At 63.6% G+C, this 24,005-nt stretch carries 23 protein-coding genes and 1 pseudogene; 16 read left to right on the forward strand and 8 right to left on the reverse strand.

The window, feature by feature from the left end:
• Window positions 1-70: 70 nt before the first annotated feature.
• Complete coding sequence (locus tag P9236_RS29095; protein ID WP_278078017.1) at window positions 71-1,300, reverse strand: bifunctional 2-C-methyl-D-erythritol 4-phosphate cytidylyltransferase/2-C-methyl-D-erythritol 2,4-cyclodiphosphate synthase; 1,230 nt, start codon at window positions 1,298-1,300, stop codon at window positions 71-73.
• Between the two features lie 139 nt (window positions 1,301-1,439).
• On the opposite strand from P9236_RS29095, the gene dusB reads away from it, so the two are divergent.
• The 3 genes from dusB to ntrC are packed head-to-tail and all read left to right on the forward strand — an operon-like array spanning window position 1,440 to window position 5,061.
• The gene (dusB, locus tag P9236_RS29100; RefSeq protein WP_278078018.1) at window positions 1,440-2,465 is read left to right on the forward strand and encodes a tRNA dihydrouridine synthase DusB; all 1,026 of its coding nucleotides are present in this window, start codon (window positions 1,440-1,442) and stop codon (window positions 2,463-2,465) included.
• A complete protein-coding gene (locus P9236_RS29105; RefSeq protein ID WP_278078019.1) occupies window positions 2,462-3,604 on the forward strand; it encodes a nitrogen regulation protein NR(II) in 1,143 nt (380 codons plus the stop codon). The genes dusB and P9236_RS29105 overlap by 4 nt, the downstream gene beginning before the upstream one ends.
• Window positions 3,601-5,061 carry a nitrogen regulation protein NR(I) gene (gene ntrC, locus P9236_RS29110; RefSeq protein WP_278078020.1) on the forward strand — a complete coding sequence of 487 codons (1,461 nt, stop codon included), beginning with the start codon at window positions 3,601-3,603 and terminating at the stop codon, window positions 5,059-5,061. Before P9236_RS29105 ends, ntrC begins: the two co-directional genes overlap by 4 nt.
• A gap of 198 nt (window positions 5,062-5,259) precedes the next feature.
• Here ntrC and P9236_RS29115 read toward each other — a convergent pair whose 3' ends face one another.
• On the reverse strand, window positions 5,260-6,150 hold the full coding sequence (locus P9236_RS29115; protein ID WP_278078054.1) for an NAD-dependent epimerase/dehydratase family protein: 891 nt from the start codon (window positions 6,148-6,150) through the stop codon (window positions 5,260-5,262).
• Between the two features lie 117 nt (window positions 6,151-6,267).
• Here P9236_RS29115 and P9236_RS29120 point away from each other — a divergent pair, with 117 nt between their 5' ends.
• From P9236_RS29120 to hflX, 6 genes are all read left to right on the forward strand, one after another.
• A complete protein-coding gene (locus P9236_RS29120; protein WP_278078021.1) occupies window positions 6,268-7,089 on the forward strand; it encodes an AraC family transcriptional regulator in 822 nt (273 codons plus the stop codon).
• A gap of 169 nt (window positions 7,090-7,258) precedes the next feature.
• A complete protein-coding gene (locus P9236_RS29125; protein ID WP_278078022.1) occupies window positions 7,259-9,550 on the forward strand; it encodes a PAS domain-containing sensor histidine kinase in 2,292 nt (763 codons plus the stop codon).
• Window positions 9,540-10,901: a sigma-54 dependent transcriptional regulator gene (locus tag P9236_RS29130; RefSeq protein WP_278078023.1), complete on the forward strand. Its 1,362-nt coding sequence runs from the start codon at window positions 9,540-9,542 to the stop codon at window positions 10,899-10,901. Before P9236_RS29125 ends, P9236_RS29130 begins: the two co-directional genes overlap by 11 nt.
• 81 nt (window positions 10,902-10,982) lie before the next feature.
• Window positions 10,983-11,846, forward strand: a complete 864-nt coding sequence (locus tag P9236_RS29135) for a D-amino-acid transaminase (protein WP_278078024.1) — start codon at window positions 10,983-10,985, stop codon at window positions 11,844-11,846.
• Window positions 11,847-11,989: 143 nt separating this feature from the next.
• Window positions 11,990-12,235, forward strand: a complete 246-nt coding sequence (gene hfq, locus P9236_RS29140) for an RNA chaperone Hfq (RefSeq protein WP_006202172.1) — start codon at window positions 11,990-11,992, stop codon at window positions 12,233-12,235.
• On the forward strand, window positions 12,236-13,624 hold the full coding sequence (hflX, locus tag P9236_RS29145; protein WP_278078025.1) for a GTPase HflX: 1,389 nt from the start codon (window positions 12,236-12,238) through the stop codon (window positions 13,622-13,624).
• 64 nt (window positions 13,625-13,688) lie between these two features.
• On the opposite strand, the gene mazG is transcribed toward hflX, so the two are convergent.
• Both mazG and P9236_RS29155 read right to left on the reverse strand, forming a co-directional pair.
• Window positions 13,689-14,513 (reverse strand): nucleoside triphosphate pyrophosphohydrolase, encoded by an 825-nt coding sequence (mazG, locus tag P9236_RS29150; protein WP_278078026.1) that lies wholly within the window; start codon window positions 14,511-14,513, stop codon window positions 13,689-13,691.
• A gap of 81 nt (window positions 14,514-14,594) precedes the next feature.
• On the reverse strand, window positions 14,595-15,779 hold the full coding sequence (locus P9236_RS29155) for an amino acid aminotransferase (protein ID WP_278078027.1): 1,185 nt from the start codon (window positions 15,777-15,779) through the stop codon (window positions 14,595-14,597).
• Window positions 15,780-15,949: 170 nt separating this feature from the next.
• On the opposite strand from P9236_RS29155, the gene P9236_RS29160 reads away from it, so the two are divergent.
• From P9236_RS29160 to P9236_RS29180, 5 genes are all read left to right on the forward strand, one after another.
• Entirely contained in the window at window positions 15,950-16,471 is a 522-nt protein-coding gene (locus P9236_RS29160; protein WP_278078028.1) for a sigma-70 family RNA polymerase sigma factor, read from the forward strand.
• Entirely contained in the window at window positions 16,468-17,241 is a 774-nt protein-coding gene (locus tag P9236_RS29165; protein WP_278078029.1) for an anti-sigma factor, read from the forward strand. Before P9236_RS29160 ends, P9236_RS29165 begins: the two co-directional genes overlap by 4 nt.
• Before the next feature lie 37 nt (window positions 17,242-17,278).
• The gene (locus P9236_RS29170; RefSeq protein ID WP_278078030.1) at window positions 17,279-17,995 is read left to right on the forward strand and encodes a Bax inhibitor-1/YccA family protein; all 717 of its coding nucleotides are present in this window, start codon (window positions 17,279-17,281) and stop codon (window positions 17,993-17,995) included.
• A gap of 187 nt (window positions 17,996-18,182) precedes the next feature.
• Window positions 18,183-19,058: an aldose 1-epimerase family protein gene (locus P9236_RS29175; RefSeq protein WP_278078031.1), complete on the forward strand. Its 876-nt coding sequence runs from the start codon at window positions 18,183-18,185 to the stop codon at window positions 19,056-19,058.
• Between the two features lie 3 nt (window positions 19,059-19,061).
• Entirely contained in the window at window positions 19,062-19,472 is a 411-nt protein-coding gene (locus P9236_RS29180; RefSeq protein WP_278078032.1) for a hypothetical protein, read from the forward strand.
• Here P9236_RS29180 and P9236_RS29185 read toward each other — a convergent pair.
• A complete protein-coding gene (locus P9236_RS29185; protein WP_278078033.1) occupies window positions 19,469-19,996 on the reverse strand; it encodes a methyltransferase domain-containing protein in 528 nt (175 codons plus the stop codon). The genes P9236_RS29180 and P9236_RS29185 overlap by 4 nt on opposite strands.
• A 113-nt stretch (window positions 19,997-20,109) precedes the next feature.
• On the opposite strand from P9236_RS29185, the gene P9236_RS29190 reads away from it, so the two are divergent.
• Window positions 20,110-20,502: a GFA family protein gene (locus P9236_RS29190; RefSeq protein WP_278078034.1), complete on the forward strand. Its 393-nt coding sequence runs from the start codon at window positions 20,110-20,112 to the stop codon at window positions 20,500-20,502.
• Window positions 20,503-20,522: 20 nt separating this feature from the next.
• Here the strand turns inward: P9236_RS29190 and P9236_RS29195 are convergent, their stop codons facing one another.
• On the reverse strand, window positions 20,523-22,043 hold the full coding sequence (locus P9236_RS29195) for a winged helix-turn-helix domain-containing protein (RefSeq protein WP_278078035.1): 1,521 nt from the start codon (window positions 22,041-22,043) through the stop codon (window positions 20,523-20,525).
• Window positions 22,044-22,169: 126 nt separating this feature from the next.
• On the opposite strand from P9236_RS29195, the gene P9236_RS29200 reads away from it, so the two are divergent.
• The gene (locus P9236_RS29200) at window positions 22,170-22,421 is read left to right on the forward strand and encodes a DUF1127 domain-containing protein (protein WP_278078036.1); all 252 of its coding nucleotides are present in this window, start codon (window positions 22,170-22,172) and stop codon (window positions 22,419-22,421) included.
• A gap of 135 nt (window positions 22,422-22,556) precedes the next feature.
• On the opposite strand, the pseudogene P9236_RS29205 reads toward P9236_RS29200, so the two are convergent.
• A pseudogene (locus P9236_RS29205) lies at window positions 22,557-22,736 on the reverse strand (arginase family protein); the annotation flags it as partial.
• 444 nt (window positions 22,737-23,180) lie between these two features.
• Complete coding sequence (locus P9236_RS29210; RefSeq protein WP_278078037.1) at window positions 23,181-24,002, reverse strand: MBL fold metallo-hydrolase; 822 nt, start codon at window positions 24,000-24,002, stop codon at window positions 23,181-23,183.
• Window positions 24,003-24,005: the final 3 nt, after the last annotated feature.

Consider the following 24,005-nt stretch of genomic DNA (forward strand, 5'->3'; position numbering starts at 1 on the left):
GCACCCCTTACGATCCCCAAAAACACCCCGCCGCAAACGCCTTGCTCACAACAGGTTGACACAGGAAGTCTCATGCCGGCACATCTCCCGGATAGACGACGCTGGCGGTGGCAATGGCCGCAATGCCTTCGCCTCGTCCGACAAAGCCGAGCTTTTCGTTCGTCGTCGCTTTGATCGAAATCCTCTCCGGTGCAATGCCGAGCATCGCCGCGAGCGCCGCCGTCATCGCCGCGCGGTGCGGCCCAACGCGTGGCGCCTCGCAAATCAGCGTGACATCGGCATTGGCGATCCGCCCGCCGCGCTCGCGCACCAGCTTCGCCGCATGCTCGACGAAGATCTTCGAGGCGACACCCTTCCATCGCGGGTCCGACGGCGGGAAATGCGTGCCGATGTCGCCGGCGCCGCAGGTGGCAAGCAGCGCATCGGTAAGCGCGTGAAGCCCGACATCGGCGTCCGAATGGCCGGAAAGTTTTCGATCGTAGGGAATGGCGACGCCGCACAACGTGACGTGGTCGCCCGCTTCGAAGGCATGCACGTCGTAGCCATTGCCGGTGCGGATGTCCGGAAAGCGCGGCAGCGCATTTGAGAGCCGCTGGTCGGCCATCGCGATATCCCTTGCCCAGGTGAGTTTGATGTTGTCCGGCGAGCCGGTGACGATCTTGACCGGAATATGCGCCCATTCGGCGATGGCGGCGTCGTCGGTGAACTCGCTCTTGCCGAGGCGATGCGCCTTCTCATGCGCGGCCAGCAGCGGCCAGAAAGGAAAGCCTTGCGGCGTCTGGGCTGCATGAAGGCCTGCCCTCGACACCGTCTCATCGATCATGCCGTCGGCCGATTCGCGCTTGAGCGTATCGGCGACGGGCAGCGCGGGCAGCGCGCCCTGTCGTTCCCCGATGGCTTCGATGGTGCGATCGATCAGCTCGGCATCCAGGAATGGGCGGACAGCGTCATGCACCAGCACTTTTGCCGGCGCCTGCTCCCTCAAGGCCAGGAGACCGAGCCGGACCGAGGCCTGGCGGGACGAACCGCCGGTGACCGCGAAGACACGCTTGGCATTTGCTCCGGCCGCGCGCTCGAAGAGCTCGGCATCGTCGGCGTGGATCGCCACGACCACGGGGCCAATCCTCGGGTGGGAAAGAAAGGTCTCCAGCGTGTGCGCAATGACGGCACGGCCGCCGATATGCTGATACTGCTTCGGCCCGTCGGCCTGTCCGGCGCGCGCGCCGCGCCCGGCGGCGACGATGACCACGCCGACCTTGCCGTTCGTTTCCGAAATCCGATTTTCCCTTGTGTCAGTCATGGCGAGAGGCTTAGTCGCGGCCCGAAGGGAAGGCCAGCATTTTCCAAAATGCGCCTTAATGTGACGTCATTGCGCGTTGCACAACGGCTTGCATCTGGCTAGAGAATGTGCAGCAATCAAACATGCTTGGTTTTTGTGCATGCCTGAATTGATCACATTGGCTTCGCCGCTTGATGTCGGCGGCGTGAAGATCCGCAATCGCGTGTTCCTCGCACCGATGTCGGGCATCACCGACGAGCCGTTCCGCCAGCGCGCTCACGACCATGGCGCTGGGCTGGTGGTGTCGGAAATGGTTGCAAGCGGTGAGTTGGCCAGGGGCAGGGCGGGCTGTGACCTGCGCATCCGCCATTCCGGGCTGCCCGTCCATATGGTGCAGCTTGCTGGCCGCGAGACCGCGCACATGGCCGAAGGCGCGCGCATAGCGGCAGGCGAGGGCGCCGACATCATAGACATCAACATGGGCTGCCCGGCAAAGAAGGTGACGGGCGGCTACGCCGGTTCGGCGCTGATGCGCGATCTCGACCACGCGCTGTCGCTGATCGAGGCGGTGGTCGGCGCCGTTTCCGTGCCGGTGACGGTCAAGATGCGGCTCGGCTGGGACGAGGACGCGCTCAATGCGCCGATGCTGGCGCGCCGCGCCGAACAGGCCGGCGTGCGCATGGTGACCGTGCATGGCCGTACGCGCTGCCAGTTCTATCAGGGCAAGGCCGACTGGCGCGCTATCGCGCGCGTCAAGCAGGCGGTCTCGATCCCTGTGGTGGCCAATGGCGACGTCAGCTCACCGGAGGAAGCGGCGACCATCCTCGAACAATCCGGCGCTGACGCGGTGATGATCGGCCGCGCCCACTACGGCGCGCCGTGGATTGCCGGCAGGGTCGCGGCCGCCGCCGGCATGTCTGCGCTCGGCATTCCGCAGACGCCGCAGGCTCTCGCCGACTACGTCGTCGCGCACTACGAGGACATGCTCTCGCTCTACGGCATGGAAAGCGGGCTGCGTCAGGCGCGCAAGCATCTCGGCTGGTATCTGGATCGCCACGCCGTTGGCGTTTCGGCGGAGCAGCGGAAGCGCATTCTGACCTCTTTCGAGGCGGCCGAAGTCATTCGTGGATTGCGCCAGGCCCTTGCCGAAATTGGCATGTCGACTGAGATGCGGAGCGCGGCATGAAGGCCAGTGTCCCACAGGCGGCCGGCATGGAGGACGCCGCAAACATCGTGCTGAACACCATCCGCCGCCCGGTGATCATGGTGGACGCAGAAGGCTTCATCACCTTCGCCAACGCCGATGCTGAGGATTTCTTCCGCTCCAGCGCCACGATGCTCGCCCGCAACACGCTCGCCAAGCTGGTGCCTTTCGGCAGCCCGCTGCTGACGCTGGTCGACCAGGTGCGCGAGCGCCACGCGCCGGTCAACGAGTATCGCGTCGACGTCTCGTCGCCGCGCCTCGGCATCGAGAAGATGGTCGACCTTTATGTCGCACCGGTGCCGGAATTCCCAGGCTCGGTCGTCGTGATGTTCCAGGAGCGGTCGATGGCCGACAAGATCGACCGCCAGATGACGCATCGCGGCGCCGCACGCTCGGTCACCGGCCTGGCAGCCATGCTGGCGCACGAGATCAAGAACCCGCTGTCCGGCATCCGCGGCGCGGCGCAACTGCTTGAACTGTCGGCCTCCGACGAGGACCGCGCGCTGACCCGGCTGATCACCGACGAGACCGACCGCATCGTCTCGCTGGTGGACCGCATGGAAGTGTTTTCCGACGAGCGGCCGATCGAGCGTTATCCCGTCAACATCCATGTCGTGCTCGATCATGTGAAGGCGATCGCCAAGAACGGTTTTGCCAAGCGTATCAAGATTTTGGAGGAATATGATCCATCACTGCCTCCGGTCTATGCCAACCGCGACCAGCTGATCCAGGTTTTCCTCAACCTGGTGAAAAACGCAGCCGAGGCGATCGGCGCCGATCCGCAGGGCGAGATCGTGCTGTCGACGGCCTTCCGGCCGGGAATCCGCGTTTCCGTGCCGGGGACGCAGGATCGTGTTTCGCTGCCGCTGGAATTCTGCGTGCATGACAACGGCCCCGGCGTTTCCGAGGACATCCTGCCGATCCTCTTCGATCCCTTCATCACCACCAAGCCGAATGGCTCGGGCCTTGGCCTGGCGCTGGTCGCAAAGATCGTCGGCGAGCACGGCGGCATCATCGAATGCGATTCGACGCAGCGCGGAACCACCTTCCGCGTCCTGATGCCGGCCTGGAAGGAGACAACGCCCGGCGCCGGCGACGAAGCAGAAGGAGACCGCAAATGACCGTTCGCGGCAATATTCTCGTCGCCGACGACGATGCGGCCATCCGCACCGTGCTCAACCAGGCGCTTTCGCGCGTCGGCCACCAGGTGCGCGTGACCTCGAACGCCTCGACGCTGTGGCGCTGGGTGGCGGCCGGCGAGGGCGATCTCGTCATCACCGATGTGGTGATGCCGGACGAAAACGCCTTCGACATGCTGCCGCGCATCAAGAAGGCGCGGCCGGAACTGCCCGTCATCGTGATGAGCGCGCAGAACACCTTCATGACCGCCATCCGCGCTTCCGAGACCGGCGCCTACGAATATCTGCCTAAGCCCTTCGACCTCACCGAGCTGCTCAACATCGTCAACCGGGCGCTGGCCGAGCCGAAGCGGCCGAAGCTCGACTCGCGTGCCGACGAGCAGCCGGAGACGATGCCGCTGGTCGGCCGCTCTGCCGCCATGCAGGACATCTACCGCATGCTGGCGCGCATGATGCAGACCGACCTGACGGTGATGATTTCGGGCGAGTCCGGAACCGGCAAGGAGCTGGTGGCGCGGGCGCTGCATGAATATGGCCGCCGTCGCGGCGGGCCGTTCGTGGCCATCAACATGGCTGCGATCCCGCGCGACCTGATCGAATCGGAACTGTTCGGCCATGAGAAGGGCGCCTTCACCGGCGCCCAGAACCGCTCCACCGGCCGCTTCGAGCAGGCCGAAGGCGGCACGCTGTTCCTCGACGAAATCGGCGACATGCCGATGGAGGCGCAGACGCGCCTGCTGCGCGTGCTGCAGCAGGGCGAATATACCACCGTCGGCGGCCGCACGCCGATCAAGACAGACGTGCGCATCGTTGCTGCCACCAACAAGGACCTGAGGACGCTGATCAACCAGGGCCTGTTCCGCGAGGACCTGTTCTACCGCCTGAACGTCGTGCCGCTGCGGCTGCCGGCGCTGCGCGAGCGTTCCGAGGACATTCCGGACCTGGTGCGCCACTTCTTCAAGCAGGGCGCCAGCGAGGGCCTGCAGACCAAGCGCATCTCGGCGGGCGGCATCGAGCTGATGAAACGCTACCCTTGGCCCGGCAATGTGCGCGAGTTGGAAAACCTGGTGCGCCGGCTCGCCGCGCTTTATTCGCAGGACGAGATTTCGGCCGAGATCATCGAGGCCGAGCTCAAGACCGGTGAACGGCCTGTCGTGCCGGACGGCGGCGCGCTGATCCCCGACGATCTGTCGATCGGCCAGGCGGTCGAGCATTTCCTGCAGCGTTATTTTGCGTCTTTTGCCGGCGATCTGCCGCCGTCCGGGCTCTACCAGCGCATCCTCGCCGAGGTCGAATATCCGCTGGTTCTGGCCTCGATGACGGCGACGCGCGGCAACCAGATCAAGGCGGCCGAGCTTCTGGGCCTCAACCGTAACACGCTGCGCAAGAAGATCCGCGAGCTCGGCGTCAACGTCTATAAGGCCTCAAGGCAGATCTAAAGCATGTCTCTCGAAAGTGGGAACCCGTTTCGGATCAAAGACATGCGTAAAATCAAAACCAAAGCGCATGGAGCGAATCCGAGGGATCGCGACGCGCTTTAGGCCTTCGATGCCGGCCAGATGCTTTTGCCGGCCGGCTCTTTGTTCCACCCGTCAGCCGACGGGTGGAACGCTTTGTTTGCACTTCATATAATTGGTTCAGAGATGGTCTCTGACAGTGTCCGCGATCATTACGTCAAGGCTGCTGGCCTTCACGCCGAGGAGACGCTCGGTATCGGAAGCATCGACCAGAAGCGGGCGATCGAAGAGATATTTCATTTCCACGAGCTCATGCATGCCAAAGGCTTCCATCTCGGCGATGGAACAGCAACGCATTGGCGCAACCTCCCTTCCGAGCATCGCCGCGGTTCTGCGGATAAGATCGCGGGGCGAAGCGTATTGCGACGGGACATGGAAGGCTCGACCCCATTCACCCGTGTAGAAAGCTGACGCGACGAGCGTCCGGGCGACGTCCTTGATGAAAGCCCAGGCATGATCGGCGTCGAGGTCTCCCAAGAAGGCGACAGGCTTTCCTTCAACGATGGATGGCAGCGCGAGAAGCGAGAAGTAGGTGACCGAGCCATACCCCAGATAATCGCTGGAACGGACCTCGATAGCCGGCACGTTGGCGCGAGATACACGCTGCCACATTATCGTCCGAACAGTGCCCTTCCTCGATGTCGGGTCGAGAGGCAGGTCTGAGCGAAGAGGACTGTCGGCGTTTTCGCCGTAGCCGTAGAGGTTTCCGAGCAGGATGACCTTGGCGTCGACGGCCTCCGCCGCGCGCACCGTGCCGTCGACGATCGGAAAGAAGTCGGTCGGCCAGCGGTGGTAAGGCGCCATGGCACACATGAAGATGACATCCGCACCTCGGCTGATGCGTGAAAGTTCGGCGGCATCGGTAGCGTCCGCCTGCCTCGCGCGCACGCCGGGCAAATCGATATCGCCGACACTCCTGCTTACCAGGATGACGTCATGTCCTTGCTCACCGAGCAGGAGAGCCGTCTCACGCCCGACCGGGCCTGCTCCGACGACAACATAGTAACTCATATGAACCTCTTTGCGTTGGCAAACGAGGCGCAGGTCTAAAGGGCTTCGACATTGAAAATCGCGCAGGAACCGCCAAATGTTGAACAGGTTCTGCCATGATTTTGAGGCTCGTTTCACATGGATCCGCAGTTCGCTTCGGCCCGGACCTCGGCCGGCATATCAATCGCTTCCCGGCATGTCGAAGCAGGCACCTATCGGCTGCCGCGGGCCGATCATCACCGCATCATGATCCATACCAGCGCGACGACGCGCACCTATTGCAATGACGCCGGGCGATATTTCTTACGGCGAGCTGGTGACATTGATTTCGTCCCCGCGGGACAGGAGGGCGGGTTCGAGGCTGAAACCTCATTCGAGACGAGGGAGGTTCGCCTGCCGCCCGCCATGCTCGAGGGTGTGGCGTCGGAGATTGAGGGCAGCGCAAGGGCGCGTCGTTTTGACATGCGGCACCTGCTTCGGGACGAACGTATCGAATACCTCGTCCGGGCACTTGAAACCGACCAAAACGCAGGCTCGCCAGGTGGGGCTCTGTTCGCCGAAAGTGTCGGCATCGCGCTTGCGGTCCGGCTGATTGGCCTCGATGATTTGAAGACGGATCGAACGGTTCGGCTGTCGGATGCGCAGTTCAAACGCATCCTGGACTATATCGAGGCACATCTTTCCGAGCCGCTCACGATCGATGCGCTGAGCCGCATCGCCAACGCTAGCAGTTCGCATCTCAGGACCTGGTTCAAGGCGGCCACCGGCATGACGCTTCACCGCTATGTGCTGCGGCGCCGGGTTGAGCGTGCCCGCTCCCTGATTCTGGGAAGTGACCTCAGCACCAGCGAGGTGGCCTATCTGACGGGCTTCGCGCATCAGTCGCACCTGGCGCATTGGATGCGCCGCGAGATCGGACAGACGCCGCGCAGCTTGCGACGGATGCGACCGAAGCAGTGACGCGAGCCATCGCATCGCCGGGCCGCCTCGTTCGGCGGTAGTGGATCACCGGCATGGTCCTTTTTGCGTGAGTGAGCCGGGGAAAGATTTCCGTCCTGGCCACACTTGTTGCATAATCGCCACAATGCGTTGCATACATCCGACGCAATGACCGACTCTAGACGGCGACATGGCTGCTGAGGCTCCAACACTGAACCAACCGGTTTTCAGCCGGGCCGACGTTCGCGACGGTCGCCGGCTGCTGGCGCTGCCTGGCGTGATCGCGATCGTAGGCGCTATGATCACGGCAGCGATCTCGTTCGCCATTCTGGTCGGTGCGACCCCGATCGCACCCAATGCGAACACGACCTGGGCGCTGATCGCGCTCAATGCCGTCTTCGTCCTGTTCTTGATCGCACTGGTTGCCCGCGAGGTGCGTCGCATCGTCATGGCACGGCGGCATGGCAGGGCTGCCTCGCGGCTGCATGTGCGCATCGTTGCCATGTTCGCGCTGGTCGCCGCCATTCCGGCGATCATGGTGGCGATCATCGCCTCGATCACGCTCGACATCGGCCTCGACCGCTGGTTCGAGATCCGCACCAAGACCATCGTCAATTCGTCGCTGTCGATCGCGGACGCCTACGTCCAGGAAAATGCGCGCAACTTGCAGGGCACGACGCTGTCGATGGCCTATGATCTCGACGCCTCTCGCACGCTCTATGGTCTCGACCGCACCGGGTTCCTCGACCTCATGAACAAGGAAGCCGTCGGCCGCGGGCTGGCGCATGCGGCGCTGATCAAGCCCGACGGCTCGTTCGTGATGAGCGCCAAGACCGATGCCGATTTCGCCATGCCGGAGCCGCCGCCAGGCGCCGTCGGCACTGCCGCCGACGGCAAGCCGGTGCTGATCGAGCCGCGCACCCGCAACATCATGGGCGCCATCGTCAAGCTGCGCGAGATCGAGGGCCTTTACCTCTATACGATCCGCCTGGTCGACCCCGAAGTGATCCGTGCGCGCCAAATCGTCAAATCCAATACCGACGAATACCGCAACCTCGAGGACAACCGCCGGACCTCCCAGGTGGCCTTCGCGCTGCCCTATCTGTCGCTGACGCTGATCATCATCCTGTCGGCGATCTGGACCGGCATTGCTGTCGCCGACCGGCTGGTGCGGCCGATCCGCCAGCTGATCGGTGCGGCCGACGAGGTGGCGACCGGCAATCTCGACGTCGCCGTCCCCGTGCGCCAATCCGACGGCGACGTCGCCTCGCTCGGCGAAACCTTCAACAACATGATCCTCGAGCTCAAGTCGCAGCGAAACGAGCTTCTTTCCGCCAAGGATCTGATCGACGAGCGGCGGCGCTTCTCCGAAGCCGTGCTTGCTGGTGTCACCGCCGGCGTTATCGGTGTCGACTCTTACGGCATCATTACCATCGTCAACCGCTCCGCCGAGACCATGCTGGCGATCTCGGCAAGCGCGGCGCTCGGACAAAACCTCTCGGCTATCCTGCCGCATGTCGGCCGCGTCTTCGAGATCGGGCGCCAGTCCGGCAAGCCGGTCTATCGCGAGCAGGTGACCTTCTTCCGCACCGGCATGGAACGGACCTTCAATGTCCAGATCACAGTCGAGGCAGACGACGAGGGCGCGGAAGAAAAATCCTATGTGGTCACTGTCGACGACATCACCGATCTGGTCCAGGCGCAGCGCTCGTCGGCCTGGGCGGACGTTGCACGGCGCATTGCACATGAGATCAAGAATCCGTTGACGCCGATCCAGCTATCGGCCGAGCGCATCAGGCGCCGCTACGGCAAGGTCATCACCGAGGACCGCGAGGTCTTCGATCAGTGCACCGACACCATCATCCGCCAGGTCGAGGACATCGGCCGCATGGTCGACGAATTCTCGGCCTTTGCCCGCATGCCGAAGCCGGAGATGAAAGTCATCGATCTGCGCGAGTCGTTGCGTGAGGCGTCATTCCTGGTGGAAGTCAGCCGCTCCGACATTGCTTTCCAGCGCGATTTCGGCAACGAGCCGCTCAAGGGCACCTTCGACAGCCGTCTGATGGCGCAGGCCTTCGGCAATGTCATCAAGAATGCCGCCGAGGCCATTGACGGACTTGATGCGAAAGGTCGTTCCGACGGCACAATCCGGATTCAAGCCGGGCGCCAAGATGGCGCCATAAGAATCGACGTTATCGACAACGGCAGAGGGCTGCCGCGCGAGAATCGGCAGAGGTTGCTCGAGCCCTACATGACGACGCGCGAAAAAGGCACCGGCCTTGGCCTCGCTATCGTCAAGAAGATCGTGGAGGACCATGGCGGCCGGCTCGAGCTGCACGACGCGCCGCCGGATTTCCACGGCGGCCGGGGCGCGATGATCTCGATCATCCTGCCGCCGGCAGCGGTCGTTGCCGCGCCGCCACGCGGCGAAGGCCGCAACCAACACGAACGAGAAACTGAAAAGGTCGGTAATGGCGTCTGATATTCTCATCGTCGATGACGAGGAAGACATCCGCGAGCTCGTCGCCGGTATCCTGAGCGACGAAGGTCACGAAACCCGCACGGCACATGATGCCGACAGCGCGCTTGCAGCAATTGCCGATCGCGCACCGCGGCTGATTTTCCTCGATATCTGGCTGCAGGGCTCGCGTCTCGACGGCCTGGCGCTGCTCGACGAGATCAAGACGATGCATCCGAACATGCCGGTGGTGATGATCTCCGGCCACGGGAACATCGAAACGGCGGTTTCCGCTATCCGTCGCGGCGCTTATGATTTCATCGAGAAGCCGTTCAAGGCCGACCGTCTCATCCTGGTTGCCGAGCGCGCGTTGGAAACGTCCAAGTTGCGACGCGAGGTCTCCGACCTCAAGCTGCGCAGCGGCGAAACCTTCGACCTGATCGGCATGTCGTCGGCGATGAGCCAGCTGCGGCAGACCATAGAGCGCGTCGCGCCGACCAACAGCCGCATCATGATCATCGGCCCGTCCGGCTCCGGCAAGGAACTGACGGCGCGCGCCATCCACGCGCTGTCGGCGCGCAAGACGGGACCGTTCGTGACGCTGAGCGCCGCCACCATCACGCCCGAGCGCATGGAGATCGAGCTGTTCGGCACCGAATCGAACGGCACCGAGCGCAAGGTCGGCGCGCTGGAGGAGGCGCATCGCGGCATCCTCTACATCGATGAGGTGGCCGATATGCCGCGCGAGACGCAGAACAAGATCCTGCGCGTGCTGGTCGAGCAGCAGTTCGAGCGGGTAGGGGGCACCAAGCGGGTCAAGGTCGATGTCCGCATCATCTCCTCGACCTCGCAAAACCTGGAGGCGATGATCGCCGACGGCCGTTTCCGCGAGGACCTTTATCATCGTCTGGCGGTCGTTCCGGTCACGGTGCCGGGTCTCGCCGAGCGGCGCGAGGACATTCCCTATCTGGTCGACAACTTCATGAAGCAGATCGCGCGCCAGGCCGGCATCAAGCCGCGCCGCATCGGCGACGACGCTTTAGCCGTGCTGCAGGCGCACAACTGGCCGGGCAACGTCCGCCAGCTCCGCAACAATGTCGAGCGGCTGATGATCCTGGCGCGTGGCGGTGACGTCGATGCGCCGATCACCGCCGACCTCCTGCCCTCGGAGATCGGCGACGTCATGCCGCGCACGCCGAACCAGTCGGACCAGCACATCATGGCGCTGCCGCTGCGCGAGGCGCGCGAACAGTTCGAGAAGGACTATCTGATCGCCCAGATCAACCGCTTCGGCGGCAACATCTCGAAGACAGCCGAATTCATCGGCATGGAGCGCTCGGCCTTGCACCGCAAGCTGAAGTCGCTGGGCGTATAGCTATCGCTTGGCCCACGCGATTGTACATTACCGCAACGGCGGAATCGCCTAAGAAAGCCGGACATTTCCCTGAGGTAGCTCATGCCGCGCATTGCATATGTCAACGGGCGCTACGTCGCCCATGCTGAAGCCCGCGTCCATATCGAGGATCGCGGCTACCAGTTCGCCGACGGCGTCTACGAGGTCTGCGAGGTGGCGCGCGGCTATATCGTCGACATGCCACGCCATCTTGCCCGGCTCAAGCGCTCGCTGAAGGAATTGTCGATCGCCTGGCCCGTCTCGGAAGGCGTGCTGCCGATGCTGCTGCGCGAGGTCGTGCGCCGCAACCGCGTCGTCACCGGCCTGGTCTATGTCCAGGTGACGCGCGGCGTCGCCAGCCGCGAATTCTTTTTCCCATCGGCCGACACCAAGTCGTCGCTGGTGATAACCGCCAGAAAGGCCGATCCCGCCGCGGCGGCCAAGCGGGTGGAGACCGGCATCAAGGTCATTACCGTGCCCGAGAACCGCTGGGACCGCGTCGACATCAAGAGCACCGGCCTCTTGCCCAATGTGCTTGCCAAGCAGAAGGCCAAGGAGGCCGGCGCCCAGGAGGCTTGGTTCGTCGACGCGGACGGCACGGTCAAGGAAGGTGGTTCGTCCAATGCATGGATCATCACCAGGGACGGCGTTCTGGTGACGCGGCCGGCCGAGCATGGCATTCTGCGCGGCATCACGCGCACGACGCTGTTCGACGTCGCCGCCAAGCTCGGTTTGAAGATCGAGGAACGCGGGTTTTCCGTCGCCGAGGCCAAGGCAGCGCGCGAGGCTTTCATCAGTTCCGCGACCACGATCGCCATGCCGGTGGTCGAAATCGACGGCGCGCCGATCGCAAACGGCCACCCCGGTTCTATGACACTTTCGTTGCGGCAGGCTTTTTTTGACATTGCGGAAAAAAGTCCAGCCTGATAACCGCAAAGGTGGAATGAACCTCAACTATCTCGTTCTGCTTGTCGTTTAGGCGGCAAGAGGGGGTTTGCGCGCTTGACAGTTGCCGCGTAATTTGGCGCATTGGCCCGCAGACCGAAGGGGATCGGCGAAAGACAAAAACAATGGCGGAACGATCGCAAAACCTTCAGGACCTGTTCCTGAATTCAGTTCGCAAGAGCAAAAATCCACTTACCATCTTCCTCATCAACGGTGTGAAGCTGACCGGCGTCGTCACTTCGTTCGACAATTTCTGTGTGTTGTTGCGGCGCGACGGGCATTCCCAGCTTGTCTATAAGCACGCCATTTCCACGATCATGCCGAGCCAGCCGGTTCAGATGTTCGATGGCGAGGAAAGCCAGGGCGCCTGATTGGCACGTGAGAAGGACGCGGACCGCAGCGTTCGCGGGAAACAAGGACACCAGCTTGGGCCGGAAGCCAAGGATCCGACCCGGGCGGTTGTCATTGTGCCGGTGCTTACGCGCCAGCCGCGCGGCGACGACGATTCGAGCCGTCCGCGCCTGAGTCGCTCGGCGGACGCCCGCCACGACGAGGCGGTCGGGCTCGCCAGCGCCATCGATCTCAATCCGGTCCACACGGCGGTGGTGACGGTCGCCGATCCGCGCCCGGCAACGCTGCTCGGCAGCGGCAAGGTGGCGGAGTTCGCCGACATCGTGAAGGAGCGCAAGGCGGAGCTGGTCATCGTCGACCATCCGCTGACGCCGGTGCAGCAGCGCAATCTCGAGAAAGAGCTGAACGCCAAGGTGCTCGACCGCACCGGGCTCATTCTCGAGATCTTCGGCGAGCGTGCCAGGACCAAGGAAGGCACCCTCCAGGTCGAGCTGGCGCATCTCAACTACCAGAAGGGCCGGCTGGTGCGCAGCTGGACACACCTCGAACGGCAGCGCGGCGGCGCCGGTTTCCTCGGCGGTCCCGGCGAAACCCAGATCGAATCGGACCGGCGCATCCTCCAGGACAAGATCACCAAGCTTAAGCACGAGCTGGAAACGGTTCGGCGCACGCGCGACCTCCATCGCGCCAAGCGCAAGAAGGTGCCATTTCCGGTTGTAGCGATCGTCGGCTACACCAATGCCGGAAAGTCGACGCTGTTCAACCGGCTGACCGGGGCAGGGGTGCTGGCTGAGGACATGCTGTTCGCCACGCTCGATCCGACATTGCGCCGCGTACGGCTGCCGCACGGCACGCCGATCATCCTGTCGGACACCGTCGGCTTCATCTCGGACCTGCCGACGCATCTGGTCGCAGCCTTCCGGGCGACGCTGGAAGAGGTCGTCGAAGCCGATCTGGTGCTGCATCTGCGCGACATTTCCGATCCCGACACGGCTGCACAAGCCGAGGACGTCGAGCGCATTCTGGGCGACCTCGGCGTCGACGCCGCCAACACAGATCGCGTCATCGAGGTGTGGAACAAGATCGACCTGCTCGACCAAGGCAATCGCGAGCGCCTGCTTGCCGACAGCGCCGGCGGCAAGGCGCCGCCGATCGCGATATCGGCGGCGACCGGCGAAGGGATCGACGCGCTGAAGGCGCTTATCGAGGCCAGGGTGTCGGGCGAGTTGGAAACCATGACAGTGACGCTAAGCCCCGCCCAGCTCGGCCAGGTCGACTGGCTTTACCGCAACGGCGATGTCGTTTCACGCACCGACAATGAAGATGGCAGCGTCACCATCTCGCTAACGGCGACGCATAGCGCCAGGCAGGAAATCGACGGTAGGCTGCACCGCAAGAACAGCGGCTGACGAACTGAGCAATTCCAGGAAAAGTGTGTAGCGGTTTTCCGTCCGGAATTGCGTAGAACAAATGCTATTTTGCGCTTTTGGCCTGCTGCCAGAGCGTCTCCATTTCGTCCAGCGTCGCTTTCTCCAGTGAGCGGCCGGAAGCCTCCAGCGCCTGCTCGACATAGTGGAAGCGCGAACGGAATTTCTCATTGGTGCCGCTGAGCGAGGCTTCGGGATCGAGCTTGAGATGACGGCCGAGATTGACGATGGCAAACAGCATGTCGCCGAACTCGTCCTTGATGGGTGCAGCGTCACCCTTGGCGAGCGCCTCGCGCAACTCGCCGATCTCTTCCTCTATCTTGTCGAGGATGGGGGCTGCCTCGCTCCAGTCGAAACCGACGCGAGCGGCCTTCTCCTGCAGCTTCAGCGCGCGGGTTAGGGCAGGGAGCGCAACCGGCACACTGTCGAGATAACCCTTGCCGTGATCTTCCGGATCGAGGCCGCGCGCGATGCGGGCATTGCGCTTGTCTGCCTTCTCCGCCGCCTTGATCTTCTCCCACATGCCCTTGGCCATGCCGGCGCTGCGCGCCTTCTCGTCGCCGAAGACATGCGGGTGGCGGCGGATCATCTTGGTGGTGATGGCCTCGACGACGTCGCCGAAGGCGAATTCGCCGGCCTCTTGCGCCATCTGCGCATGGTAGACGACCTGCAGCAGGAGGTCGCCCAGTTCCTCGCGCAGATCGTCCAAATCGCCCCGCGCGATGGCGTCGGCAACTTCATAGGCTTCCTCGATCGTGTAGGGCGCTATGGTGGAGAAATTCTGCTCGATGTCCCACGGGCAGCCGGTCTTTGGCGCTCTCAGCGCCGCCATGATCTCGATCAGCCGGGAGATGTCCTTCGAGGGTTTCATGCGACAAACCCTAGCGCGCGCAGCGGCGGGCGACCAATCCCGCCGGCTGGCAAAAGCCTATTGTCCACAGCCGCGCGGCTCTCAGTCGAGCACCGAGACGATCGCCTTGGCGAGGTCGTCCAGGCCGTCTTCCGGCAGGCCGGCCACGTTGATGCGGCTGTCGCCCACCATGTAGACGGCGTGCTCGGTGCGCAGGCGCTCGACCTGTGCCTCCGTCAGCCCGAGGCGGGAAAACATGCCGCGATGGCTGGCGACGAAATCGAAGCGGTCGGAATTGGACTGTCGGCGCAACGCCTCGGCGAAGGCGATGCGAAGTCTCAGCATGCGCAGCCGCATCTCCTCGAGTTCCGCCTCCCAATCCTTCCTCAGGGCGGCGTCCTCGAGCACCATGCGCACCGCTGCCGCGCCATGGTCCGGCGGCATCGAATAGAGCGCGCGCGCTGCCGCCAGCATCTGGCTCATCGCCACGTCCGCCTGCGCGCCGTCTTTAGCCATGATCATCGCGGCGCCGACGCGGTCGCGGTAGACGGCAAAGTTCTTCGAGCAGCTCGAGGCGACCACCATCTCCGGAACCTTGTCGGCGAGCAGGCGCAGGCCGGCGGCGTCGGCATCGAGCCCTTCGCCAAACCCCTGATAGGCGATGTCGACGAAGGGCAGCAGGCCGCGCTCAACCAGCACGTCGGCGACCTTGGCCCATTGCGCGGCGTCCAGGTTGGCGCCGGTCGGGTTGTGGCAGCAGCCATGCAGCAGCACGACGTCGCCGCTGCTGGCGGTTTTGAGCGCCGCCAGCATGTCGTCGAAGCGAACAGCGCCGGAGGCGGCGTCGAAATAGGGATAGTCGCGCACTTGCAGGCCGGCCGCGCGCATCACCGGCAGGTGGTTCGGCCAGGTCGGGTCGGAGAGCCACACCGTCGCGCCGGGACGGGTGCGCTGCAGAAGCTCGGCCACCAGCCGGAGCGCGCCCGACCCGCCCGGCGCCTGCGCGGCGCGGATGCGCGAAAGGTCGGCTTTGTCGCCGAAGGCAAGCTTGATCATCACAGCGTTGAAGCCGGTATCGCCGGCAAGGCCGAGATAGGTTTTGGTGTCCTGGCTCGCGAGCAGCCGCTTCTCGGCCTCGCGCACGGCGTGCATCACCGGCGTCCTGCCGTCGCGGTCCTTATAGACGCCGACGCCAAGGTCGACTTTGCCAGGGCGCGTATCGGCGCGATAGAGGCCGATCAAGGCAAGGATCTTGTCGGCGGGCGCGGGCTGCAAGGTTTCGAACATCGATCAGGCTCCAATGGCGGCGGATTGATACGCAAATCGAGCGTATCGCGCCAGCGGTTTCGTCGGATGCCCGCTCGCTTAGGCAGGCCAGACCCGTCGGATCGCAAAAGGAACGGCGAGCAGGGATTAAAATCCCCACATGCTCCGTAAACAGGGGCATGAAACGGTCGATGGCACGCTTCGATATTGTCGGGCAGTTGGGGTCGCTGCGGCGCTATGCGCGCTCGTTGACGCGCGACAGCGCCGATGCCGAGGATCTGGTCCACGACGCGCTGGTGCGCGCCTATGAGCGGCGCGACACCTTTCGCTCGGGCGGCAACCTGCGCGCCTGGCTGCTCACGATCGTGCACAACGTCTTCATCGACCGCATGCGCGCGCGCCGGTCGGAAGCAGCGCGCATAGAACAGGCGGGCCGTCTCGCCGATCAAAGCGTGGCCGCGCCCCAAGACCATTCGGTGCGCCTCTCGCAGGTGAGGGAGGCCTTCCTGGCGCTGCCGGAAGAGCAGCGCTCCGCCCTTCATCTCGTTGCCATCGAAGGGCTGAGCTACGCGGAGGCCGCCGAGGTCAGCGGCGTGCCGCTTGGAACCTTGATGTCGCGCATCGGCCGCGCTCGTGCGGCTCTGCGCGAAATGGAAGACAGTGCTTCGGCGCGCGGCAAAAACCATTTGAGGATCGTTGGGGGTGAGTCATGACCGCTATCGTCGATCCCGTGACCGATGCCGACCTCGACGCCTATGTCGACGATCAGCTCGACGTCGCCCGCCGCATCGAAGTGGAGGCGTTCCTGTCCGCCCGTCCCGCGGTGGCCGCGCGGGTAATGTCGGATCTCAGAACGCGCGACGAGCTGCGCGTGGCGCTTGCCAGGCCAGGCGCAACCGCACGCCCGGCAACGACCGAGGCGGCACGGCGGCTGGAGAGAGCGCTTGCCAGAGGTCGCGTCTTTTCCGTGCTGCAGCGGGCGGCGGCTGCGGCCGTGCTGGTCGCGGCTGGCTGGCTGGCAAACGGCGTCTTCGGGCCTATCGCCGTCACCAAGGTCGTCGCCTCGACGCAGCCGCCCGCTTATGTCGAGGAAGCGGTGAGCGCGCACCGGACGACGCTGGTGCGCGAGACGATGCCGTCGCAGCCGGAAGCGCCCAGCTACAACGCCGACGAAATCCGCGCCGCGACCGCGATCGTCATGCCTTCATTGCCCGATGATTGGAAGATCCGCGATGTCCAGATCTATCCGTCGCGGTTCGGGCCGAGCGTCGAGATGGCTGTCGAAACGAAGGATCTCGGGCTGGTGTCGCTGTTCGCGATCAGGCCCGGCACCTTCGACGTGGTGAAGCCCACCGTCGCGCCATCGGGCGACATCTCGTCCGCCTATTTCCAGATCGGCGAGGTCGCTTACGCCGTCGTCGGACGCGGCGATGCGGGCGATCTCGACCGCGCCGCCGAAAGGCTGGCCCGCACGCTTTATTGAAACACCCAGCCAACGGATCCAACCAGGGAGAATGCCAATGAACAGCCCTAATCTCGGCTACCGAATGGGCACCGGCATCCAGGCCGGTGCTGTCTATGACGAGGGCCTGCGCCGGCACATGCTGCGCGTCTACAACTATATGGGCCTCGGCCTCGTCGTTACCGGTCTCGTCGCCTTTGCCGTGGCCTCGACGCCGGCGCTTTATGTGCCGATCTTCTCCAGTCCGCTGAAATGGGTGGTGATGCTGGCGCCGCTCGCCTTCGTCATGCTCTTCTCGTTCAAGATGCAGACGATGTCGGCGGCTGGCGCGCAGGCGATGTTCTGGGCCTTCTGCGCCGTAATGGGCCTGTCGCTCGCCTCGGTGTTCCTGGTCTTCACCGGCACCAGCATCGCGCGCACCTTCTTCATCGCTGCCACTATGTTCGGCGCCACCAGCCTCTACGGCTACACGACTAGGCGCGACCTGACGCAGTTCTCGTCCTTCCTGATCATGGGCCTGATCGGCGTGGTGATCGCGAGCCTCGTCAACCTGTTCCTCGGCTCGACCGCGCTGCAATTCGCCATATCGGTGATCGGCATCGCCGTCTTCATCGGCCTGACCGCCTGGGACACGCAGACGATCAAGGAGCAGTATGCCGAGAATTTCGATGCGGAATCGCAGCAGAAGCTCGCCGTGTTCGGCGCCTTCTCGCTCTATCTGAACTTCATCAATATCTTCCAGCTGCTGCTGAATTTCACCGGCGAGCGTGAGTAGTCCGGACCGTAGCACGCAACACTGCTGACCTTGGCGTGGCTGGAGGGCAATCTCCGGCCACTTTTTTCGGGCACAGGTTGTGGATCGTTCATCCTGAAAGCGTGAAGCGCGGCATAACCCGCCGCCCTTGAGTTCACGCAAGGCCTTTTGCTAGCCTGCCGGACATACGAGCCCGCCGCGAGGATGCATGGAACAGGTGACACTTCATGGCGACGGCATCTCGGCAACAATCGTCGGGCAGGGCGCGGAATTGGTTTCCTTGCGCGATGCCGACGGCACGGAGTTCTTGTGGCAGGCGGGCCCTGCCTGGCGGCGCCATTCCCCGGTCCTGTTTCCGATCGTCGGCCGGCTCAAGGGCGACCAGTTGCGCCGTCGAGGCCAGAACTATCCGATGACGCAGCACGGTTTTGCCCGCGACAGGCGCTTTGCCTGGGCGAAGCAGGGGCCTTCCTCCTGCACGCTGGTCCTGACTGACGACGCTGAGACCCGCGCCCACTACCCATTCGCCTTCCAGCTGGCGATAGGCTACAGCCTCGCGCCCCGCCAGCTTGGTGTGACGTTCGAGATCACAAACACAGGCGATGAAGTGCTACCGGCCTCGATCGGCGCTCACCCGGCCCTCAACTGGCCGCTGCTGCCGGAACGGTCCAAGGAAGCCTATCGGCTGACCTTTGCCGACAATGAGCCCGCGCCGATCCGCCGCCTGAAAGACGGGCTTTTGCTCCCGACGCCGCAGCCAACGCCCATCGAAGGCAAGACGCTTGCGCTTTCCGAGCGGCTGTTCGACGACGACGCCGTCATTCTGGACCGGCCGGCCAGCGCGAGCGTGCGTTACGCCGCCGAGCGGGGGCCGGCGATCGAAATGTCTTGGCAGGGGTTCAACGAGCTGGGCATCTGGTCCAAGCCCGGCGGCGCGCCGTTCCTGTGCATCGAGCCCTGGCACGGCCTCGCAAGTCCGATCGATTTCGACGGCGAATTTGCCGATAAGCCGGGCGTGATGCTGATCGAGCCAGGTGCGAAACGCAGGCTGACCTACGAGATCGTCCTCAGCCGAGAGCCGTAGGGCATGGCGTTCGCGATCAAGGCCGAAGTCAAGGATCCGCGGGCTCAGGCGTTCTCTTTCGCCGCGCAGAAGACCATGTATGGCGGCAAGCATGTCGCCGAAGGCGACACGGTCTTCGTGTTCGCCAGCGAGAACGAAGGCGGGCAGGGGCTTGTCGCGCGCGGCATCGTCACGTCATCTGAGGCCACCCCCCGAAGGCCCGACCTCGAACGTCAGACACCGCGCGTCAGCGTTTCCATCCGCAGCACCGCATTGGCCGCGCGGCGATTGGGCCGAGACGAGCTCAAGCGGTTCAAGGACTGGGGCGACGGCCGACCCGAGACCGAGCTCAACTTCAAATTCTATCGCCAGGCGACGGACAAGATCGTCGGCATCTCGGATGAGACGGCGGCGTTTCTCGAGCGGTTTTTCTAAGACGGTAGGCCACGGACCAGATCGATCTCTTTCAACGGATCGCCGCCGTCGATAAAGAGCCGGCCACTTGGCTTCAGCACGGCCTTGATGTGCGCCAGCGCCGCCCGGCCAGCGTCTGGGTGACGCCCGTCGAGCGCGCCGACCCGCATGGCAAAGGCGATATCGAAGAGGGCGTCGCCTGGCAGCAATATAAAGTCCTCGATCGCTACCTGCCTGAAATCGAGGCGGCCAGAAGCGATCTCATCTGCCGACCCCGCGCGCGCCAGTTGGATTGCGTTTTCGGAACGATCGATCGCAAGAATGAAGCCGTCGCCGATACGGCGAGCGACAGCGCGAGCGGCAACGCCGGGGCCGCATCCGATCTCCAGGACCCGCAGTCCTGGTTTCAACGGAAGGGCTTCGACGAAAGCGGATATCCGCTCGGAGATTCCTGCGGCCATGGAATAAGTTATGCAATTCGGTCCGTGCTGCACGCAAGCGAGATGGCGCCGAGCGAAATTGCTCTTAGGGCAGGGCTTGGGCAATTTGGCAGGTGAAGTCGAATTCTCGGCGCTGAAGAGCCTGGCGCGGCTTTCCTGGACTGCTCGGCGCGGTTCGTTGTAGACGTTCCGACCAACTGATTTGGAGGAGACGCAACATGGATCGGTTCACGGGCGGCTGCCTGTGCGGCAACGTCCGGATCATGGCGTCGGGTCAACCGTATCGGGTCGGCATCTGTCACTGTCTCGACTGCCGCAAGCATCATGGCGCGCTTTTTTATGCTGCGGCGATCTTCCCTCAGGACGCGGTGACGATCGAGGGCGAGACACGCGACTATGCCGGACGGTTTTTCTGTCCCCGCTGCGGCTCGTCTGTTTTCGCCCGCACCGCGGACGAGATCGAAGTCCACCTCGGCTCCTTGGATGCCCCTGACCAGCTCACGCCGACTTATGAAAGCTGGATCATCCGTCGCGAGTCATGGCTGCCGCCATTCCCGGTTACGAAACGGTACGAGCACGACCGTGAAGCCAAAAGCCGCGTCGAGGAATAGGACGCACTATTGGCTGGCCTTCAGTCTGGAAGACCGGCCTTGCGGAATCCGTCGACGAAATGGGCGAGTGTCGCGTCGTCGCGGAACGGTTCCGTGGCGACCCAGTAGCCGGTGCTGAAATGCGGATTGCTGACGAGGAACAGGTCGACCTCCGCGCGCGCCTCATCGAGCCGGCCGAGTTGCGCAAGGCTTGCCGCCAGGAAACGGCGTGAGCTGGTCCGGTACGTTTCGTCCCTGCGCAGCGTCTCGACAGCGGCTTCGTAGTCGCCGGCGGCATATTGCGCCTGGCCGAGCGTCAGAAAGTACCAGCTTGGCGGAAACGGGTTCAGCCGGAACGCCTTGCGAATGTGCTCGAGGCTTTCGTTGACCCGCCCGGCCAGCACCTCGATGTCGGACATTGTCGCCCAGGTGTCGGCTTCGTTCGGGTCGAGCTCGATCGCCTTGGCGAATTCCGCGTCCGCCTCGTCGAAGCGGCGCTCATAGGCCAGCAGGTTGGCAAGCACCCAGCGGCAGCCGGCATCGTTGGGATCGATCGTCACGGCTTTGTGCGCCAGCTCCAGAGCGATGCTGCGCGCGGGCTCGATAGGCTGGCCCCAATGCACCCATCCCATCCAGTGGTTCATGGCAAGCCAGCGATAGGCCTCGGCATAGTCCGGATCGAGCGAAACCGCGCGCGTCAGCATCAGATGCGCTTCCCGCGCCGTTTGCGGCGAATCGTCGATCAGTTTTCGCGCCCGCACGCACAGATCATAGGCTTCGAGATTTTTGGGCCGGTTGCGCGGCGGCGGCGCGCGCAGCCTGCCGAGCAAAGCCTCCACGATCTTGGCCGTGACCTCGTCCTGGACAGCAAAGATGTCTTCCAGACTGCGATCGAAGCGTTCTGCCCAAAGATGATCGCCGTTGGCCGCATCGACCAGCTGGGCATTGATGCGCACGCGCCCGGCCGCGCGTCTTGCGCTGCCTTCGAGCAGGTAGCGCACGCCAAGTTCCCGTGCGATATCGCGCACGTCCATCGCCTTTCCCTTGTAGGCAAAGGCAGAATTGCGGGCGATGACGAAAAGACCGGAAATCCTGGAGAGGTCGGTGGTGAGGTCTTCCGCCAGCCCGTCCGCGAAGGAATCCTGCTCGGGATCGTTGCTGAGATTGACGAAGGGCAGCACGGCTATCGATGGCTTGTCGGGCAGCGGCAAGGCCTTTCGCACGGCCGCCCCGCCGAGCTGTTCGATGGCCCCCGTGAAGCGGTAACCGACGCGCGGAACCGTGGCGATCCATTCACCGCCGTCTGCGGCCGGACCAAGCAGTTTCCTGAGCTGTGCGATCTGGACGGTGAGGTTGCCTTCCTCGACGGCCGTGCCCTGCCAAGCTGCATCCATCAACTCGGTCTTGGTCAGGATTTCGCCGGGGCGTTCGACGAACGCGGCAAGCAGTTTTATCCCGCGATAGCCAGCGGAGACGGGGACATCGTTCCGCTGAAGCGTTCCCGCGGCTGAATCCAGTACGTACGGACCAAAGGCAAAGCGCGATCCCTGCATGCGCCGCATCTATAGCCGATTTGGAAGTTTTGAGAACTATTTGGACGGGCTTAATTACGACGCGGTCCGCATCCTGCAGAATTCAACCTCTTTCAGGTCGAAGGCCTCCGGGCACTCAACCATCAGGAGGTTGCCATGAACGATATTTTTGCCTCGGCGCCGCATCACGCAGTGTGCACGCGCAAGGCTGCGAGGCCGGACGCGTCACCCCGGCGCTACAGTCTCGCGGCCCTGCGAAGCGCTATCGCGAGTTGGCGCGAACAGACGCACTTCCGCTGGGAACTCAAGCGCATATCGAGGGACAATCCGCATCTGATCGACGACATCGGTTTGACGAGACGGCAGGTCGAAGAAGAGATTGCCAAGCTGCCCTTCTGGCAACGATAGAGGCGAATGCCACAAGGGCACTGCGTCGCCATCGATGGCCATAGGGCAGGGAGGTTGCCTCCCGAATGAGCTCAAGATGGCCACCCGACGGCCACAATAGGAAACGCTTGTCGGCGATCATGCGAAGGCTGGGCTTCAAACCTGCCGGACGATTGCGCCGATCACGTTGACGAGAAGCCGTGCGGCTGTCAGCGCCGACAGGCCGTCAATGTCGGCGGGAGGATAGTGCTCGACAAGGTCGAATCCGGCGATCCTGGCCCGTTTGCCGAGGCCCGAGATCAGGTCGATCGCCTGCATGTAGGTGAGGCCGCCGGGCGGGCAGGCTAGTTGCTTCATCGGTTCGCTGCCATCCCGAAATCGCTGAGTACGTCCGCAGCCACCTGGATGGCTAGTGATCTGGCCGCGAGGGCTGGCGGCCACGCGGACAACCTTGGCGGCAAAGGGCCTGATTCAAGCCTGATTGTGGTTCCGGTGCCGGATGCTCACAGCCTCCACGAACACACCCGAATAAGTCGCATAAGATAGATTATGGAACTTTCGTATTGAGCCGGAACCGGGAATTGGCGCGGTTTCATACCCGAATAGGCCGCATCCGTTGTTGCCTAAGCAGACTGCGACCGCAGTGGTCGACGTGCGATCCAATTCAGTCAAAGAATAGACCGAGACGGCCGGCAGCCTTAGCTCTGTGACCTTCACAGCCGAGCGAGCGCGCGCTTCCAAAACTTGCGCGTCACTACGAGCGCATGTGAGCAAGCATGTCTATCGTGCTGACTCGTAAGCGATTTCGATCGCCATACTATCATAGGCTGGCACCACGTGCTCTGGCGTCTCGGCCATAACCACGGCGTAGTCGAGCGGCACGTGCATATGCGTCAGGACGGCGCTCTTCGGAGCCAGCTTCTCGATCCAGCCCAATGCTTGTCCAAGCGACAGATGGCTCGGATGCGTGTTGTACTGCAGCGCGTCGATCACCAGCACGTCAAGGCCCTGCAGCCGTTCCGCAGTGGCAGCCGGGAAGTCGCTGATATCCGGGCAATACGCTAGCCCGCCGATTCGGAAGCCCAGTGAGATGATGTCGCCATGGATCTGCGGCAGCGGCTCAAGGGCGAGGGGACCCCCCTCGCCTTCGACCACGACCGGCCTGGCATGGTCGATGAGATGCGGCTTCACGATCGGCGGATACGAACTGCCGGGCGGCGTCTCGAAGCAATAGCCGAACGCCTGCCGCAGCCGTCCCATCGTCGGCTCGTCGGCATGAATGTCGATGCGGTGCCGCTGCTCGTGCACATAGCCGCGCAAGTCGTCGATGCCGTGGATGTGGTCGGCATGCGGATGGGTATAGACAACGGCGTCGATACGCCTGACCGAGGACAGCAGCATCTGCTCGCGGAAATCCGGTCCGGTGTCGATGACGACCGTGGTGCGTCCGCCATTGGCAGCGATCCGTTCGACCAGGGCCGCCGTGCGCATGCGCCGGTTTCTCGGATTCTTGGGGTCGCAATTGCCCCAGTCACCGGTGATGCGCGGCGTGCCAGGCGACGAGCCGCAGCCGAGAATGGTGAGGCGCAGCCGGTCGCTCATGTC

This window comes from Mesorhizobium sp. WSM4884 (genome assembly GCF_029625675.1).
Classification (GTDB): Bacteria; Pseudomonadota; Alphaproteobacteria; order Rhizobiales; family Rhizobiaceae; genus Mesorhizobium.